The sequence below is a fragment of the Natronorubrum tibetense GA33 genome (assembly GCF_000383975.1).
In the GTDB taxonomy this organism is placed as follows: Archaea; Halobacteriota; Halobacteria; order Halobacteriales; family Natrialbaceae; genus Natronorubrum; species Natronorubrum tibetense.
This window is the reverse complement of record NZ_KB913017.1, coordinates 399,860-416,674: the sequence shown is the minus strand read 5'-3', so window position 1 is coordinate 416,674 and position 16,815 is coordinate 399,860. Positions and strand designations below refer to the sequence as shown.

General features: G+C 64.7%; 21 protein-coding genes. 16 read left to right on the top strand and 5 right to left on the bottom strand.

Translation table 11 applies throughout. The features are described 5' to 3' along the window. The first annotated feature begins 188 nt into the window (after positions 1-188). Positions 189-1,004: a hypothetical protein gene (locus NATTI_RS0102190; RefSeq protein WP_006091883.1), complete on the top strand. Its 816-nt coding sequence runs from the start codon at positions 189-191 to the stop codon at positions 1,002-1,004. 76 nt (positions 1,005-1,080) lie between these two features. On the opposite strand, the gene NATTI_RS0102185 is transcribed toward NATTI_RS0102190, so the two are convergent. Next, positions 1,081-1,647, bottom strand: coding sequence for a YIP1 family protein (locus tag NATTI_RS0102185; protein ID WP_006091882.1), 567 nt, complete (start codon positions 1,645-1,647; stop codon positions 1,081-1,083). A gap of 91 nt (positions 1,648-1,738) precedes the next feature. Between NATTI_RS0102185 and pth2 the strand changes: the two genes are divergently transcribed. The 3 genes from pth2 (at position 1,739) to NATTI_RS0102170 (ending at position 5,453) form a co-directional block, all read left to right on the top strand. Then, the gene (gene pth2, locus NATTI_RS0102180; RefSeq protein WP_006091881.1) at positions 1,739-2,077 is read left to right on the top strand and encodes a peptidyl-tRNA hydrolase Pth2; all 339 of its coding nucleotides are present in this window, start codon (positions 1,739-1,741) and stop codon (positions 2,075-2,077) included. Between the two features lie 229 nt (positions 2,078-2,306). After that, complete coding sequence (locus tag NATTI_RS0102175; protein ID WP_006091880.1) at positions 2,307-5,039, top strand: hypothetical protein; 2,733 nt, start codon at positions 2,307-2,309, stop codon at positions 5,037-5,039. Between the two features lie 156 nt (positions 5,040-5,195). Beyond that, positions 5,196-5,453 (top strand): hypothetical protein, encoded by a 258-nt coding sequence (locus NATTI_RS0102170; RefSeq protein WP_006091879.1) that lies wholly within the window; start codon positions 5,196-5,198, stop codon positions 5,451-5,453. Between the two features lie 24 nt (positions 5,454-5,477). Here the strand turns inward: NATTI_RS0102170 and NATTI_RS0102165 are convergent, their stop codons facing one another. Continuing rightward, positions 5,478-5,720, bottom strand: a complete 243-nt coding sequence (locus tag NATTI_RS0102165; protein WP_006091878.1) for a hypothetical protein — start codon at positions 5,718-5,720, stop codon at positions 5,478-5,480. A gap of 116 nt (positions 5,721-5,836) precedes the next feature. Beyond that, a complete protein-coding gene (locus NATTI_RS26385) occupies positions 5,837-5,998 on the bottom strand; it encodes a hypothetical protein (protein ID WP_006091877.1) in 162 nt (53 codons plus the stop codon). A 265-nt stretch (positions 5,999-6,263) separates the two neighbouring features. Here NATTI_RS26385 and truD point away from each other — a divergent pair, with 265 nt between their 5' ends. Both truD and NATTI_RS0102150 read left to right on the top strand, forming a co-directional pair. Continuing rightward, a complete protein-coding gene (gene truD, locus NATTI_RS0102155; RefSeq protein WP_006091876.1) occupies positions 6,264-7,613 on the top strand; it encodes a tRNA pseudouridine(13) synthase TruD in 1,350 nt (449 codons plus the stop codon). Between the two features lie 130 nt (positions 7,614-7,743). Next, positions 7,744-8,043 carry a hypothetical protein gene (locus NATTI_RS0102150; protein ID WP_006091875.1) on the top strand — a complete coding sequence of 100 codons (300 nt, stop codon included), beginning with the start codon at positions 7,744-7,746 and terminating at the stop codon, positions 8,041-8,043. A gap of 41 nt (positions 8,044-8,084) precedes the next feature. On the opposite strand, the gene NATTI_RS0102145 is transcribed toward NATTI_RS0102150, so the two are convergent. Continuing rightward, entirely contained in the window at positions 8,085-8,606 is a 522-nt protein-coding gene (locus tag NATTI_RS0102145; RefSeq protein WP_006091874.1) for a hypothetical protein, read from the bottom strand. A gap of 138 nt (positions 8,607-8,744) precedes the next feature. Between NATTI_RS0102145 and NATTI_RS0102140 the strand changes: the two genes are divergently transcribed. From NATTI_RS0102140 to hflX, 10 genes are all read left to right on the top strand, one after another. After that, the gene (locus NATTI_RS0102140; RefSeq protein WP_006091873.1) at positions 8,745-9,188 is read left to right on the top strand and encodes a zinc ribbon domain-containing protein; all 444 of its coding nucleotides are present in this window, start codon (positions 8,745-8,747) and stop codon (positions 9,186-9,188) included. Between the two features lie 87 nt (positions 9,189-9,275). Next, entirely contained in the window at positions 9,276-10,118 is an 843-nt protein-coding gene (gene surE / locus NATTI_RS0102135) for a 5'/3'-nucleotidase SurE (RefSeq protein WP_006091872.1), read from the top strand. 68 nt (positions 10,119-10,186) lie between these two features. Next, positions 10,187-10,942 carry a DUF2103 domain-containing protein gene (locus tag NATTI_RS0102130; RefSeq protein ID WP_006091871.1) on the top strand — a complete coding sequence of 252 codons (756 nt, stop codon included), beginning with the start codon at positions 10,187-10,189 and terminating at the stop codon, positions 10,940-10,942. 109 nt (positions 10,943-11,051) lie between these two features. Next, entirely contained in the window at positions 11,052-11,264 is a 213-nt protein-coding gene (locus NATTI_RS0102125; protein WP_006091870.1) for a hypothetical protein, read from the top strand. 39 nt (positions 11,265-11,303) lie between these two features. Then, positions 11,304-11,567: a 50S ribosomal protein L37ae gene (locus NATTI_RS0102120; RefSeq protein WP_006091869.1), complete on the top strand. Its 264-nt coding sequence runs from the start codon at positions 11,304-11,306 to the stop codon at positions 11,565-11,567. Between the two features lie 14 nt (positions 11,568-11,581). Then, positions 11,582-11,716, top strand: coding sequence for a DNA-directed RNA polymerase subunit P (locus NATTI_RS0102115; RefSeq protein WP_006091868.1), 135 nt, complete (start codon positions 11,582-11,584; stop codon positions 11,714-11,716). Positions 11,717-11,725: 9 nt separating this feature from the next. Further along, the gene (locus NATTI_RS0102110; protein WP_006091867.1) at positions 11,726-11,989 is read left to right on the top strand and encodes a KEOPS complex subunit Pcc1; all 264 of its coding nucleotides are present in this window, start codon (positions 11,726-11,728) and stop codon (positions 11,987-11,989) included. A 94-nt stretch (positions 11,990-12,083) separates the two neighbouring features. Further along, positions 12,084-12,485 carry a prefoldin subunit beta gene (locus NATTI_RS0102105; RefSeq protein ID WP_006091866.1) on the top strand — a complete coding sequence of 134 codons (402 nt, stop codon included), beginning with the start codon at positions 12,084-12,086 and terminating at the stop codon, positions 12,483-12,485. Beyond that, positions 12,486-12,740 (top strand): DUF3194 domain-containing protein, encoded by a 255-nt coding sequence (locus NATTI_RS0102100; RefSeq protein ID WP_006091865.1) that lies wholly within the window; start codon positions 12,486-12,488, stop codon positions 12,738-12,740. A 325-nt stretch (positions 12,741-13,065) separates the two neighbouring features. Beyond that, a complete protein-coding gene (gene hflX / locus NATTI_RS0102095) occupies positions 13,066-14,394 on the top strand; it encodes a GTPase HflX (protein ID WP_006091864.1) in 1,329 nt (442 codons plus the stop codon). 70 nt (positions 14,395-14,464) lie between these two features. Here the strand turns inward: hflX and NATTI_RS0102090 are convergent, their stop codons facing one another. Continuing rightward, positions 14,465-16,813, bottom strand: coding sequence for an LUD domain-containing protein (locus NATTI_RS0102090; RefSeq protein WP_019991564.1), 2,349 nt, complete (start codon positions 16,811-16,813; stop codon positions 14,465-14,467). Between the last annotated feature and the right edge of the window lie 2 nt (positions 16,814-16,815).

Genomic DNA, 16,815 nt, shown 5'->3' with positions numbered 1-16,815 from the left:
GGGTCCTAATACTGTCGGAGCGGAGTCAGCGCACAATCGATCTCGAACGTTCGAACGACCGATTTTCGATCGGTCCGTCCGACGGGCCAGCACACCCCGATCCGACGACGGTGAGACGTAATAGAAATCCGGACTCTCTCGCGTTCGGGCCGAATCGGTTACTACGACGGATCTCGAAGACTCGTTCTATGGCGGGGCAACAAGAGCGGTTCAACGGCGATACGCAGCTCTTGCACCAACGAGCGGTCAGAATACCGCTTCCCGACGCGGACGCCGAGCGTGTGTTTCACGAGAACATGATGACGATCGCGGCGGCCAAAGAGCGGAAAGCGGATCTCCTCGCGGACCCGGACGTGCCGCTGCTCGCCGCCTACGAAGCGGAACTCGAGCACGCCGCCAAGGGCTTCGAGCGCCGACTGGAGCGAATCGCGGGCGACGACTACGAGGAGGTGGCGATGGCGTACTATCGGGGCGAGCGCGACGATCGAATCGCCGAGATCGCCGCGTACTACTTCGAAGGTGCCTGGCGAATTCAACAACGAACCACCGTGACCGACATGGTGTACGCTCCACTGCTCGTTCGCTATCCCGATTGCTTCACGCTGAACATTCGGTTCGCCAGCGGACACACTACGCCGAAATCAATTCACTACGAGTCGCCGGAACACGCTTCCGAGGAGTTAGGTGACGAGTACGTCGAGACCTACTACGAGGAGAGTCAGTACTCACAGCGACAGGCGGCGGAATACGTCAGGGACGCCGCAGCGATGATTCGCGAGGAGTTCCCCGATCCGGGCGAAACGTCCTTCGAGGAACGGAAGTACGGCGGAATCGTCTCGGCAGAGGGTCGACGTGGGTCGGTCTTCTCGACGGTGGTCGAACGCGTCGAACCCGACCCCGACCGGTTTTCGGAGCCAGCCACCGAGCCGACGCTCGTCGACGCGGGAGCGGAGGCGAGGCGAACTGAACGAGCGCTCGGACTCGACGACGAAATCGTTCACTGATAGTCGACGAACATAGCGCTCCGTCGTCCAATAAACGGTGCTCCGATGTGAATCGCTGCTCCGGTGCGAATCGCTGCTACATGAGTGCAACTGGAAGCAACAACAGCCCCGCACAGATCCCGGCCGTGAGCAGCGCCGTCGACGTCGCGGTCGAGCGCTCGAGGCCAAACCCGTACCGGAGTCCGCCCCGCCAGATGTAGGCGGCCCAGCCGCAGGCGAGGAGCGTGAGCGGGACGAACACCAAGACTTCGGGTTCGAGCGAGACGACAGTCGGATCGATTTCGAGCGCCGAAAGCGCATAGAGGAGCAGGTTCGAAATTGCCTCACCGGCCAGCATGGGGACGAGGCCCCACGCCGCGAGCGCCAAGGTGTCGGCCGGCTCGAGCCTGGCACCGAGTGCGTAGCCGAGCCCGTACAGTAGTATCGTCGGGACCACCCAGTAGAGTAGCGTCGCCTCGAGGGTCTGGAGCAGATACAGTAGCGTCACGGGCTCGACGTTGATCTCAGCCGTGGCTCGCCAGAGGAGTCCAACGGCGAGCGAGCCGACCCAGTAGACGAGCACGAGACCGATCGCGCGCGGGAGGGACCCGGCGTCCACGCGAGTGAAGTACTCGTCGGGATCGACGAGCGGTGTCATCGCCATATTTCAACGCACAAACTAGTTCATCAAAACCGTTCGGATTCGCGCTGCTGGTTTCGCTGCGGCTATAGGGGTCGACACACTCAGTAGAGCCATGAAACAGGCCATCGTCGCCCGCACGGACATCGGCATGGGACAGGGAAAACTCGCCGCACAGGTCGCCCACGCGTCGCTGTCGGCCTACGAGAAGGCGGACGATCAGCTCCGGAGCCAGTGGAAACAGGGTGGCCAGAAGAAGGTCGTCCTCAAGGGCGAGAGCGAACGCCAACTGCACGAACTCTCGGCCATTGCGGACAGCGAGGGGATCCCCAACGCGGTCGTCCGGGATGCGGGCCACACCCAGCTCGAGCCCGGCACCGTCACCACGCTGGCCGTCGGCCCGGCGGCGGACGACCGGGTTGATGCCGTGACGGGCGAGCTGTCGCTATTCTGACCGACGAGTCCTGATCAGCGGGAGTCGGGCACCGGAGGAGTCAGCCTCCGAATCGCTCGAGGCAGATCGTTTTCCGCTGCGATAATCGCTGACCCGCCGTAGAGCCGTGGGCCCGTCCCGCTACCGACCCCCGATGGTGCTTGTCGATCCGTGAGGGAGTTCACTCCCGCTATTTCTGGCCCCGAATGTCATAGAAAAATATATACAGGAACTCTTAGATGTACTAGCCGTGAAACGTCCCTCCAGACGGGGCTTCCTCGCCGGAAGCGCCGTCACGGCAGTCGGCTTCGCCGGCATCACGGGCGGATCGTACGCACAGCAACTCGAGAGTCTCGACATCGATGTCCCCGACGGGGCTTCGAACGCACTCGCGCTGGTTCCGTCGCAGTCGACCGCGGACGCCGACTTCCGAATGGTGCTCCTCGCCGATGTTACGGAGGTTGACGACGAGGACGAGTACGGCTACGAGGTGCGAGACGTACTTCGATCGTTCGACGACCTCGAGGTCGGTGACGTCTCCCACGTCGCCGCGGGTCACAGCATGGATCCCTACGGACGGCTCGGTGTCGCGGCCGGCTCCTTCGATCGGCCGACCCCGGGCGAGGAGACCGACGAGGAGGACGATTGGCGCCTCGCGGAAGCCAACGATCGAGCGTACGCAACCGCCGACGACCGCGCAGCGGTCGCTCACGGCGAGGAAGCCGCGGCGCTGACGAACGCGACCGTCGACGTCGCCGCCGGCGACGCCGAGCCGTTCCTCGCGGGCCGCGAGGACGCCGCGACGGCGTTCGAACTGCTTGCCGACCAGCCGCTCGTCTACTTCGCAGAGAGCGTCGAGGAGATGGGCTTCCCCGGCATCGATTCGGACACCCTCGAGGCGTTCGCGGCGGGCTTCGCCGGCGATCCGAATCTGATCGAGGAAACCGCCGAGAACCGGTACGTCCTGTTCCCGGCCGACGGCAGCGAGCTCGATGACGAGACCGTCGAGGAAATCGTCACCGAACTCGAGACCGGCATCGTCGTCGAGATGGATGTCGACCGCGAGGACGACCTCGTTCACACGACGGTGGTCGCCGAGGCGCCGCCGGAACGCGATCGTGAGGCGGCACCCGACGCACAAATCGTCGCCGAGGTCGATCACGACGAGGAGGTCGTCGTCTTCCGCCATCGCGGCGGTGAAGCGATCGATACCGACGATCTCGAGCTGTGGCACGACGGTAACCTCTCCGACGATGGACCGGCCGACGCGTTCGACGTCTTCGAGGAGGGAGACGAGCTGACCGTCGCCACCGACCCGCTCGCTACGGTCACCCTCCGCTGGTTCGACGAGGAGGCGAACGCGTTCTACACGTACGATAGTTACCTCGTCGGACGGGACTCGTTCGAGGTCGATCACGAGTTCGACGCGGAGCGACTGGCGCTCGAGTACGTCGGTGATCGTGAGGCCGACCCGTCGAAGCTGATCCTCCAGTCGTACTCCGGCGTCGATGTGGGGTCGCTCGACGGCTTCGCCGACCAGTACGACACGCTGACCGCGGGCGACGCGATCACCGTCGATGGCGTCGGCGTCGACGACCGCGTCTCGTTGCAACTCGACGTGCCGAACAAACCCCGCCGGTCGCCGACCCAACTGGTCAGCCACCGAGTGCGTCCGCCGCGGCTTTTCCTCCGTCGGTATCGGGAGCGCGGCGTCGTCGCGCAGTATCACGACGAGCACGAGCGCGACGCCGCGGCGTTCCGTCTGCTGGTCAACGATCAGAAAGCCGAGACGCAGTTCGAAGATCTCACAGACAATCTCAATCCCGGCGACGAAGTCGAACTCGGCGACTACGATATTGGCACGACGCTCACCGTTGAGTGGACCGAGCCGGACGAACCGATGGAGATTGGCGACCTGATCGTGCGCCCGAACGTGCGGGTCGACATGGAGTACGACGCCGACGACGGAGAGGTGACGATCGGTCACAACGAGGGCGATGCCGTGGACGTCGGGGACCTCGAGTTGCGCGTCGGCGGCGATATGACCGATGTACAGCCGGCTGACGAGTACGATCGGTTCGAGCCGGGCGACGAACTGACGGTCGAGGCGGAACCGTTCGTGGAGGTCACCCTGGCGTGGTCCGTCGAGGACGCCGACCGCGAGTACACGCTTGGTCGGACGGTGACCGCCGCAGACCGCTTCGAGGCGGCGTACGACGCCGATTCGGCCGAGGTAGAACTGGCCTACACCGGCGAACAGCAGGCCGACCCCGAACGCCTGGGTGTCGTTCGTCGGGTTCCGGAGTCCACCGGCGTTCACGAACCACAGCCACTGTTCGCGGAGGAGCATGATACGCTGACCACGGGTGATACGGTCGTGCTGGGAGACGTCGATGTTGACGAGCGCATCAACGTCGTCCTCAACGACGACGAAGGGCGGTACCGCCACCACATCTTCAACTTCACACCGAAACCGCGATTCGCGTTCTCCTTCGAGTCTCGGGAGGGAGAGATCGTGGCCGTCTACCGTGACGAAGTAGCCCGCAGCGCCGACGCGTTCCGCGTTCTCGCGGACGGCGACGCGACCGACGTGCAGCCGGCCGACGAGTACGACGAACTCGAAGGCGGTGACGAGATCGACCTCGGTACGTTTGAGATGGGGACCGAACTCGTCGTCGAGTGGACCGTTCCGGACGACTCGGTCGAGGTGAGCGACCACGTTATTGCCCCCGACGCTGCCTTCGATGTCGCCTTCGACGAGGACGGAGTCCTGACCGTCACCCACGAGGGCGGCGACGAGCTCGCCGCCGCCGACGTTCAACTGTACGCTCAGCCTGCTCGAGCCGATCCGGTGGTGTGGGACGACGACGGCACCATCGAGAAGGGGGACAGCCGGACGGTCGAACTCGACGACGATCCGAAGTTCGTTTTCGTCGTCTTCCGCGAGCGCGAAATTCTCTACGAGGAGCAATTCGACGACTGATCGCCGACTCATCGCCGTGCTAAGCGATGGCCCACGAACCGTGGGCCGTTCTCGTCCGTTCCCTCCGCTCGCCACTGTGTGGACGGAGAGCCGATCGTGATTTCTTCGTAACAGAACAGAAAGCATATAATTGGCGTCGCCGAGGAGACACCTACAATGTCTGTCCTCTCGACCGAAGACGAAGGAAAGTTTCTGATGGATGTCAGAGGCGAACAGATCGGGATCGTCACCGAAGTCGATCCGATCGAACAGGTCGCCTACGTCGATCCCGAACCGACGCTCACGAACGCGTGGATTCAGAGCCTCGGCCGCGGCGATGCCGGCGAGGACGACCTCGAGATTCCGAGCGACAACATCGAGACGATCACGGACTCGGAGGTCCGCGTCGACGCCGATCTCAGCAGCGACGCCTGATCGCGAACATCGAGGCCATGGGGGTCAGTACAGCCACCACGCGGCCCCGAGCAGTCCTGCGGACAGGACGACGGCACCCGCGCGAGCCGTCCGCACCTCGAGCGGGCCGTTGATAGCCGACAGCGCGAGTACGACGGGGAAAACGAGCAGCGTACCGACTACGAACCCCGGTCTGAGACCGTCCCCCGACACGAGCGAAACGAGACCGATGCCGACAGCGAGTCCGACCGTCAACGCGAGCGCCGGTCGGACGTCTTTTCCGTCCATACGTTCCGTTCGATCGACCTGTCAATAGCGAGTTTGGTTTCGGAAGCGCGGACTCGAGTGAACGGGCGCGATACCTGCGCAATCGCGATCGAACGTCGTTTTCCACGGGATACTGGTCAGTCAGCGACGGACTGCTCGCCGGTAAGGTCGTACTCCGAAACGAAGTGACTGACGACCTCGCGGTGCGTGTGGCTCCCGACGAGATGGTCGTCGAGACTGCGGTCGGGAGCCAGCGTCTCCTGACAGATCGGACACGTGGTCGGCAGCTGGAATGTCATGGTTTACTGTTCAGACTCGGCGGACAAACCGAAACAGCCTGCATACGCTCACCTGTTGGCGTCGATCCGCGGCCATCACCGTGGCGGATGGCTACGATGATTCGTCGTGGTAGAAACGAGATAGTGTTCTCGACGGATCGAACAGACAGCAGAAATCCTCAGTGGTCGGGCGAATGCGAGTGCTTGACGGGGACCGTCGCTCGAGCCCTCGCCGTCGCGAGAACGAACCGATTTACCTCCAGCCGCCGAAACGTCGCCAATCAGCATGCGTCCGGCACACCCCACAGAGCAGGCCGTCGGGATGGACCACTACGTCAGCGACGCCGACGGCGTCGGCGGCCACCTCCGCGAAGAGGACGAGCACTTTCGCGTGCGCGAACTCGAGCGATTCTCGACACAACCGGTCGACGCGCCCACTGACGCCTACCCCCACCTCGTCTTTCGGGTGACGCTGTCCGGCTGGGACACGAACGACTTCGCGTCTCGACTCTCCAACGCGCTCGAGATGTCTCGAGAGCGTGTCAACTGGGCCGGGACGAAAGACAAGTACGCGGTGACGACGCAGCTGTTTTCGGTCTACGGTGCCGATCCCGGAGACCTGCCGGACGTCGACGGGGCCGAGATTGAGGTACTCGGACGAGCGGGCCGCAACCTCGAGTTCGGCGACCTCGCGGGCAACGCGTTCGAACTCGTGGTCAGCGAGCCCGACCGACCCGACAACGCGAGCGAGATTACGGACGAGCTTCACGAATTCGGCGGCCTCGACTCTCCCAACGCTGCTGGAGTGTCGGTCGGGGTCCCCAACTTCTTCGGCCAGCAGCGCTTCGGCAGTCGTCGCCCAGTTACGCATAAAGTGGGCCTCGAGATCGCCCGCGGAAGCTGGGAGGGAGCCGTGATGGCCTACCTCGGCAATCCGACGGACGAAGAGCCGGAGTCCACCCAGGAAGCCCGCGCGTTCGTCCAGGAGACCCGCGACTGGCAGGAAGCCCTCGAGCGGTTTCCCAATCGCCTGCGCTACGAACGTTCGATGCTCCACGGGGTCGTCGACTGCGACGGCGAGCCGGGTCCCGAGGACTTTCGGGCTGCCCTCGAGCGCGTCCCCTCGAACCTCCAGCGGCTGTTCGTCCACGCCGCACAGTCGTACGCCTTTAACCTGATGCTCTCCGAGCGCCTCGAGCGCGGACTGCCGTTCGACGAACCCGTCGAGGGCGACGTGGTCTGCTTCGCGGACACCGACGCGCCGGAGGGGCTCGAGTTGCCCGACACCGACCGCCTCCAGCGGGTCGACGAGCGTCGCGTTCGGTCCGTGACGCGCCACTGCGAGCGTGGCCGAGCGTTTGTCACCGCTCCGCTGGTGGGTACGGAAACCGAACTCGCCGACGGCGAGCAGGGCGAGATCGAACGGGCGGTGCTCGACGACCTCGGTCTCGCGCCCGAAGACTTCGACCTCCCTGGCGAGTTCCACTCAACTGGCACCCGGCGAGCGATGCTGGTTCGGACCGATCTCGAGGTCGAGACCGACCCGCTCACGCTCTCCTTTGCCCTCCCGAAGGGGTCGTACGCCACGGTCGTCCTTCGGGAGTATCTGAAGGTCGATCCCGTTGATCTCGGCTGAGGTCGACGGCCGTCGGATCGATTCAGATCACACTGAACAGTAGATTCATGCCAATACCGCGAATAGTCACTCGGGAGGTAAAACCGCGCTACGAGACACCGTGGGCCATACATGGATCGCCGAGAGACAGATGATCGGAACGGACGAGGACACCGAGCTAATCGACTGGGAGAAGACGACTGACGACGGGGTTCCGGTGTACATTCTGGAGTACGACGGTCCCGTCTCGGCACCGACGGGCCGGCCGCGGACGTTGTTCGGCGCGAGCAGCGGCGGGACGGTTCCGGCGGGCGATCAATACGTCGAGTTACCCGACGGCGAACGGCTTCCCGCGACCGAACTGACCTACGAGACCGAGGGAACCACGCTCCGAGTCCGTCACGAGTCGCCGTCGTTGCTAGATCGATGTCTGGAATATCTGCCGTGGTAGACTCGAGCCTGAGTCGAGCGCTGAATTGCAAAGATAGCGACTCAGTCGAGAACGTCGCGGAGCACCGCACCGAAGCCGACGGCGCCGACACAGAGCGAGACGAGACCGCCGATCCCGGTGAGCGCGAGCGCGCCGTTGAACCCAGCCGCAACGAGTACCGGCTTCAGCCAGCCGTCCTCGTGTCCGACCAGCCGGTCGGCGATGGCGAGGTAGCCAACGACCGTTCCGATCGCCCACAGCAGGTACGCGACGAGCAATAGCGGGATGGCAACGAGGATTCCGACGAGCGTGATGAACAGAAGGAACGCCAGCATAACGATTCCCACGATAGAGAGGATGCCGTAGACGAACGAGCCGACGGGGTTCTCAAGCGCGTCGGCCATCATGCGCTCGGTGAACGCGGGCGCGACTGCGATCATGATCGCACCGACGATCAGCGTCGTCAGGAAAGCGCTGACGGCGCCGCCGAGGAGGCCGTCGGTCGCGTCGATTTCGATGCCGATTCCCGGATACGTCTGTGCGACCAGTAGCCCGGCCAGTACGGATTGTGTCGGTTCTATCACGAATGCTGAGGATCCGCCGCAACCAAATAAACGGCCCTATCGATCCTCTCGGGTGTCCGGACGTGGACCGCCACACCGTTTTCGTGCTGCGTCGTCCGCGCTGATAGGCTTTTGTTCGCTCGAGTCCTCGCATCTCCCATGAGAAGCACTCGGCTGCAACGCCAGATCGACGACCTCGTCGCCCAGGGCTGGAAGATCGAGGACGAGGACCGCGACCGCGTCGTGATGGTCGATCGGGAGTTCGGTTCGGTCGGCTCGCACATCCTCGTCGCGATACTGACCGTCTGGTGGACGATGGGGATCGGCAACGTCCTCTGGGGAGCGTACAACTACGTCTCGAACTCGAGGCGACAGGTTCTCTGGGAGGAGACGACGGGTTGTCCGTCCTGCGGGGCGGACGTCTCGGTCGACGCGGCGTACTGTCGTTCCTGCGGCGAGGATCTCGAGGCTCGAATGGATCGGGCAGCGGGTGCTGGAGACACGATGCCCTGTCCGGAGTGTGACGCGGTCGTCGCCGAAGGCTCGCGATACTGTCGCTCCTGCGGGACGAAGTTGGCGGACGCGATGGGAACCGCGAGCTGATACGACGCTGGGGACCGCGAGCCGACGCCGACGCGGCGGAGCGCGCCGAATAGGTACTCGTATCCAGCCCGAATCCGAAGTTAGGGTATGGACCAGGACGACGGACCGGAAATTCTCCTGACGAACGACGACGGGATTGACGCGCCGGGTATCAGAGCCCTGTACGACGCGCTCTCCGAGGTCGGCTCGGTCACCGTCATCGCACCCGACCGCAACCAGAGCGCCGTCGGTCGGTCGCTGTCGTACGGACGGACGGCGACGGACGCCGACGATCCGGAGCTGACGACGAGCATGGCCGATGGGCTGTTCACCTCGCCGGTTCCCCACGCCGACCACGAACTCGGCTACGCCGTCCGCGGGACGCCCTGTGACTGCGCCATCGTCGGCGTCAACGCGCTCGACCCCGAACCCGATATCGTCGTTTCGGGCTGCAACAAGGGGGCGAACCTCGGGGCCTACGTCTTCTCGCGCTCGGGGACCGTCAGCGCCGCGATGGAGGCTGCCTTTCTCGGGACGCCCTCGATCGCGATCTCGATGGACACGCTGGGCATCGAGCGCGACCTCGAGCCCGCGGACTTCGAACGCGCGGGCGAGATCGCGGCGAAACTCGCGAGCGGCGCGCCCGGCACGGGGCTGTTCGACCGCGTGGACTACCTGAACGTCAACGTCCCACGGCCCGACGTGGCGTCCGACGGCTTCGCGCTCACTCGACCGACCGAGGTCTACGAGATGGACGCCACCGTCGAGGACGGCGGCTTCCAGTTGACCAACCGCCTCTGGCAGCAGATGGCCAATCGGGACATCCCCGATCCCGATGATACGGACCGCCACGCTGTACTCGAGGGAGAGGTCTCGATCTCCCCGATGCGGGTTCCCTACGACATCGTGGAGACGCCGGAGGTTCGGACGATCCTCGAGAAGTTGCTGTAGCGCCCGGTGTTCCCGAGCGACGCGATCGAAAACACCGTCATTTTACACGCGTCCCTCGAACCACGGCTATGGAGTGTCGCCACTGCGCCTCGCCGCTCGAGAAACCCGGCGATTTCTGTCTAGTCTGCCGGGAGCAAAATACCGCGGCGATCGTTCTCGAGGCGGGGCGAGAACGGACGACACTGACGATGCTTGCAGACGACGGCGACGAGGACACGGAGTCGGCGAGCGAACCTTCCGATCCGGTACTGGGTGAGACGACGATTACGACGACGCCCGAGGAGGGCGAAAACGAGGTCGTCGAGCTACGAAATTTCGCGGGGCTGATCGGCGACGAAATCCGCCGCAAGCGCCCCGAGGAGGTCTACGCCGGCGGCGAACGGGCGGTGATTCAGGCCGTCCGCGAGGATATCCACCACCCGTTCTACCGCGTCGCGGACGACGACCCCGTCGAGGCGGTCCTCGAACGTCGCGGCAAACCCGCACTCGACGTCGTCGAGACGCCGCCAGCCGACAAGATCGGGGGCAGTCACACCACGCTCATCGGCGGCCGTACGGGCATGCGGGCGATCCACACCGTCGCGGATCACCCCCACGTCAAGAAGGTCATCCCGGGACCCATCGACGCTGGCGGGAAGGGCTCCCAGTCGGGATTGCGGGCGAAAGTCACCCGCGCCGACGACGGCGGTAACGTTCGCATGCTCCTCCGAGACGGCTCGAGCGTACAGGAAAACCGAGTCGTGACGACGGCTCGAGACCGAGAGATGGGCGAACGGATCCGTGAGGATCTGAACGACGTGCTGTCCAACGCGGAGTTCCAGTAGCCGTCCGTCGACTACTGTCGTACAAGAACTGTCACGACCTCGTGGAAGTGACACTGGCTGCTGGTTGTCAGGCCCTTTTCCGACCGGGAGTAATGAGATATAATTAGCCATGCTCGAACGACCCGACGCCGTCCTGGCTGCGATTCCGCTGCTCGCCATGAGTGGACTCGCCCTCCGTACGGTCATCGCGGTGACGGGTGCCGGAACGGGGCTCCTCGCCGCACCATTAGCGCCCGTCGGCTACCTCGCGGCGCTCGCGCTGGTCTTTCGGGAGTTGCTCACCGGTCCGGTCGCCGAACAGGCGGAGAACGGATCGGCGTAACTCAACAGGTTTAAGAATCCGCTGACGATAGCTACCACCATGTCTGATAAAGGAGATGTCGGGAGTGCAGGCCGCTTCGGCGCGCGCTACGGTCGCGTCGCCCGACGTCGCGTCAGCGAGATCGAAGACGACATGAACAGCGCCCAGGTCGACGGCGACGACGTCAAGCGCGTCGGAACCGGTATCTGGAAGAACGAAGAGACCGGTGAGGTTTTCACCGGCGGTGCCTACCGTCCCGAGACCCCTGCCGGCCGAACCGTCAAGCGCTCGATCCGCGCTGCACTCGCCGAAGACGGCGAATAATCCCATTACCCTGTATGAGTTACAAGTGCTCCCGCTGTAAACGCGACGTCCAGATCGACGAGTACGGTGGCGTCCGCTGTCCGTACTGCGGCCACCGCGTGCTCCTGAAAGAGCGCAGCCGCGACGTCAAGGAAGTCGGCGTCAACTAACGACCGCGCGTGTCTTCTCACGATGCGACTCTCGAGTTCGACTACGAGACCGCGTCTCGCGCCGCGCTCGTTGCCGAGAGCGTCGCCCGCGAGATCGGCGAGATCGACGACGACCGCTCGCGTACGACGATCGAGCGCGACGGCGCGACCGTTCGAGTCGACGTCGTGGCCGCGGACGTGATCGCCCTCCGAGCCGCGCTCAACACCTGGTTCACGCTGGTCGACGTCGCCGAACGAACGGCCGAACTCGGCGATTCGGTACTCGAGTCGTAGCAGTAGCCGGCTTTCGTCTATTGATTCTCGCCGTCGGACCCGCTCGCCGACGACAAAGCTTGGCTTTATCAGTGCGGAGGGCGACGGTCGAGATATGCAAGGCAATCTCCCACCGGAAGCACAGGAGAAAATCGAACAACTGCAGGACCTTCAGGAGACGGCCCAGACCGTCGCCATGCAGAAACAGGAGGCCGAATCGAGCCTTTCCGAGGCCGAGAACGCCCTCGACGAACTCGAGAACATCGACGAGGAAACCGGCATGTACCGAAAGGTCGGCGAACTCCTCGTCGAGACCGAGTACGACGCGGCCGAGGAAGACCTGCAGGACAAGGTCGACTCCCTCGAGATCCGCCTCGAGACCCTCGAGAAGCAGGAAGACCGAGTCCAGGAGCAGTTCGAGAGCCTTCAGGACGAACTCGAGGAGCTCCTCGGCGGCGCGGGCGGCGGCATGGGCGGCCCAGCAGGCCCAGGCGGTCCGGGCGCAGGCGGCGCATAAATGTCGACCGGCGAGCCGACTGACGACGAGGTCGTCCAGACGGCCTCCGACGCTGCGGAAGGCTACGTCTTCTCGCAGTACAAGCAGTCCGCGGTGCGCGACCTCGACGTCACCGTCACCTTCGAGGAGGGCGTCCTCGAGGTCGACGTCTATCTGAACGCACCCGAGACCGAGGACGGACCCGACGCCGAACAGGTGGCGGACGACGCCGCGCTCACCGCGCGTGAGGCGGTCGACGAACTGTTCGGCGAGTAACGCTCTCGGCTGCAGTTTTTGCGGGGCCGTCACCGATTCGAACGAGAGTTGCTACACCAGGGATCACGTCGTCGGGTAGCTGTCCTCACGCTCACCGTGATGCCAGCCACAACTAATTTGTAGCTGACGGAGTATGTTCGATGTAGGCCGATGGAGACCTGTTCTTCCCACTGAGCCGGGTCCGCTTGACCGACGTGTCGCCGACGGAATCGACGAGTTGCGACGCGCGTGAGCAGCCGGTTCGTATTCGTTCTGATGACCCCTGACCCCGTAGCGGCGGGGCTCGGCACCGATCGCAAACAGTGATGAACACAACACCACCACTATGTCACGAAATCGCAGCACAGGACGTCGTACAGTCGTCGCGAACCGATCGACAACCACCCCCGTAGAGACCCGCGAGATACGGGCCCTCACCCGTGCCGCCGGCGACGAGGTCGTCGCCGAACTAACCCAGACCGGCCCGGCGGATTCCGGAACGTACCTCGGGCGTGGCAAAGTCGACGAACTCGCCGAAACCGTCGCCAGCCACGACGCCCAGTGTGTGGTCGTCGACGGCGAACTGACGCCGAGTCAGCACCACACCCTCGAGTCACTGTTGCCCGACGAAACGGTCGTCATCGACAGATATCGGCTCGTACTCGATATTTTTGAGGAGCAGGCCGGCACGCGACGCGCACAACTGCAGGTCGAACTGGCACAGCTCAGATACGACCTGCCACGGATCATCGAGTCCGCGGACGAAGGCGCACTGAACAAACAAACCGAGAAGGGGTCGCCCGTCTACGACGTTCGCGACCGGATCGACCGTCTCGAAGGCAAACTCGCCGACCTCCCGAACCCGGCCGAACAGTTCCGCGAACGCCGCCGCGATGAAGGGTTCGATCTCGTCACGATCGCGGGCTACACGAACGCCGGCAAATCGACCCTGCTGCATCGGCTCGCCGACGACCTCTCGCTCGAGCAATCGCGGACCGACGACGATTCGAACCCGGATAGCTCGGACAAGAACGCCACCGCAGCGATCGAAAATCGGTTGTTCAAGACGCTCGAGACGACGACTCGGCGGGCGACAATCAGCGGTCGACCCGTGCTCGCGACGGATACGGTCGGCTTCGTCGACGACCTGCCCCACGACCTCGTCGAGTCGTTCAGTTCGACGCTTTCGGAGGCCGCGACGGCGGACGTTGTCGTTCTCGTCGCCGACGCGAGCGATCCGCTCGAGCGGTTTCGCCGACGGCTCGAGGTGTCCGACGAGGTGCTCTCCGCGCAGAACATTGCGGACGAGCGGATCGTCCCCGTGTTGAACAAGGTCGATCAGCTCTCGGCGAACGAGCGAGAGTGCCGGCTCGAGATTGCCTCGGAATCGCTGTCCCCATCGACACCGGAGCCGATTCCGGTGAGCGTGCTCGAAGGGACGAACCTCGAAGCGCTTCGGACGGCGATTCGGGATCGGCTCCCCGAGGAATCCGCGACGATACGAATGCCCAACTGCGACGAGGCGATGGCGCTCGTCTCGCGGGCCTACGATCGGACGTCCGTGGAGACAGTCGACTACGAGGGAGCCGAGGTACGACTCGAGTGTCGTGGTCGACCGTCGGTGCTTACGCAGCTCCGACGTCGGGCCAGGGAACTCGAGACGGCTCGATCGTAGCGACCCTGCACTCGCAACGCGGGGTGAGCGCGGACACCGACGCGAGACACCGTTTTCAGCGGCCGGCGTCTCAGCGGTCGGGTGCCAGAATCTCGATCGGATGCGGAACGGTACGTTCGAGCAAGGTCTCGAGTTGGTCGCCACAGGACGTCCCCGAAGCGACGACCGTCTCCGCCCCCTCGAACTCCCGAGCCAGCCGGTCGCCGACGTCCATACTCACCTCGTAGTACTCCCGCTTGTAGCCGAAGGAGCCGGCCATCCCGCAGCACTCGACGCTCGAGGTCTGGGGGGCGTAGCCACAGCGCTCGAGCAGGGCCGTCGTCGGGGCCTCGAGGCCGAGGGTGCGCTGTTGACAATGGGAGTGGTAGGCGATCGGTTCGCCGCGGTCGCCGTCCGCGTGATCGTCTCCCGCGTCGCTCCCGGTTGACAGAAGCTCCGCGTCGGCGCCGTTCTCGACCAATCCGTAGACGTACTCGCAGATCTCGTAGCTGTTGTCCCGAATCCGCTCGAACGACCGCTCGGGCAGGAGTCGCTCGTACTCTCGCTGGAACGCCGCCAGATCGGAGGGTTCGACGACGACGAGGTCGCGGCCGGCGTCGAGGTCCTCGGCGACGGCGCCGTAGAGTCGACTGGCCTGTCGGTCCGCCGTCGCGACCATCCCCTGTGACAGCGGCGCGCGCCCGCTCTCGGGAAGGTCTGGGACGCTGACCGGGATGCCGAGAGTCTCGAGTGTCCTGACGGCGGCCTTTCCGCGGTCGGTGTCGACGTAGTTCGTGTAGACGTCGGGGTAGAGGACGACCTCGCGGTCGATATCGCTCCCGTCGCCGCGAACTGCGGCTCGTTCCGCTCGCTTCCTCGAGGCGTCCGCGCCCCCTCGCGTCTCGAACCAGTCGACGAGGGACTCCCGCTGGAAGGTCGGCAGCTCGCGACGGCGGTCGATTCCGAGGGTTCGCTCGAGCAGCGTGCGGACCGGACCCGTTTCGGCGAGCCAGTTCGAGACGGGAGCCGTCGCGGAGCCGAGTTTCGCGGCCGTCCCGACGTTGCCGAAGAATCGCTTTCCGAGGTCGAGCCCGCCCGCTTCGGCGTCCGGAGTCAACCCATCAACGAGGAAGTCGTAGGCCTCGGGCTCTGCGTCGCGGTTAACCCGGTCTCGGACGACGGTGTTGATCCACGGAATGTCGATCTTCACCGGGCAGGCGTCGACGCAGCGCGTACAGCCCGTACAGAGGTCGTTGAACTCGGCTGCAGAGTCCTGGCCGTGGACGCCGGCCTCCCAGCCGGTCGCGATCCCGCCGGAGTAGGTCTCGCCGCCGAAGCCGTGGCCGCCGACGGCCTGGAAGTTCGCACACGAGTTCGAACAAGCGCCACAGCGGATGCAGTACAGCGTTTCCCGAAGCTGGTCGTCCTCGCGCATGTCCAGCCGCCCGTTGTCGAGCAGGACGAGGTGGAACTCGCGGTCGCTTTCGGGACCATCGCCCGTGGCGCTCGAGTCGACAGACTCATGATCAGGGCCGGCGTTCGCGAGCGGCTCGTCAGGCTCGTCGAAATCGAGCGTGGGCGAGTCGGTCGGCGGCGTCAGCATCGTCACGTACTGAGAGATGGGCTGGCCGGTCGCGCTCTTGGCGATGATGTCGACGAACGGCTCGAGGTCGCGAGCCGACGGGATCAGCTTCTCGACGCCCGCGACCGCGACGTGCGTGTCCGGCGTGACGGCGCACTTCCGGGCGTTGCCCTCGTTCGTGATGAGGGTCATCGTCCCGCTCTCCGCGGCAATAAAGTTCGCGCCCGTGATCCCCACGTCCGCCTCGCGGATGCGCTCGCCGAGGTGATCGCGAGCGAACCGGGTGAGCTCCTCGGCCGTCTCGAACGGCTCGTCGGGATCGAACCGCTCGTTGAACAGGTCGGCGATCTCCTCTCGAGTGAGATGCATCGCCGGTCCGACGATGTGAGAGGGCGTGTCGTCGGCCACCTGTAGCACCCACTCGCCGAGATCGGTTTCGTAGACGTCGATGTCCTCGCGCTCCAAGGCGTCGTTGAGATCGATCTCCTCGGTGGTCATCGATTTGGATTTGACGACCGAGGGGTCTGCGTCCGGCGGTGCCTTTCCGTCGACCACCTCGGAAATGTACCGATTCGCGTCCGCGGCATCGTCGGCCACGTAGACGGTCCCGCCGTTTTCTTCGACCGCCTCGCGGACCGTCTCGAGCAACTCGGGCAGGCGATCGATGGCGTCTTCCTTGATGGCCCGCGCCTCAGTTCGGAGGGCCTCGATGTCGTCAGTCGCCTCGTAGGCCTGTTCGCGACGGAGGTTCGACACGCTTACGTGTGCGTGAACTGCCTCGCCTTCGGTCTCGAGGAGGTGACGAAGCCGCGCGGCAGTCTCGGACCGCGTCTCGGGTGGATGGGTGCGCTCCGCCATCG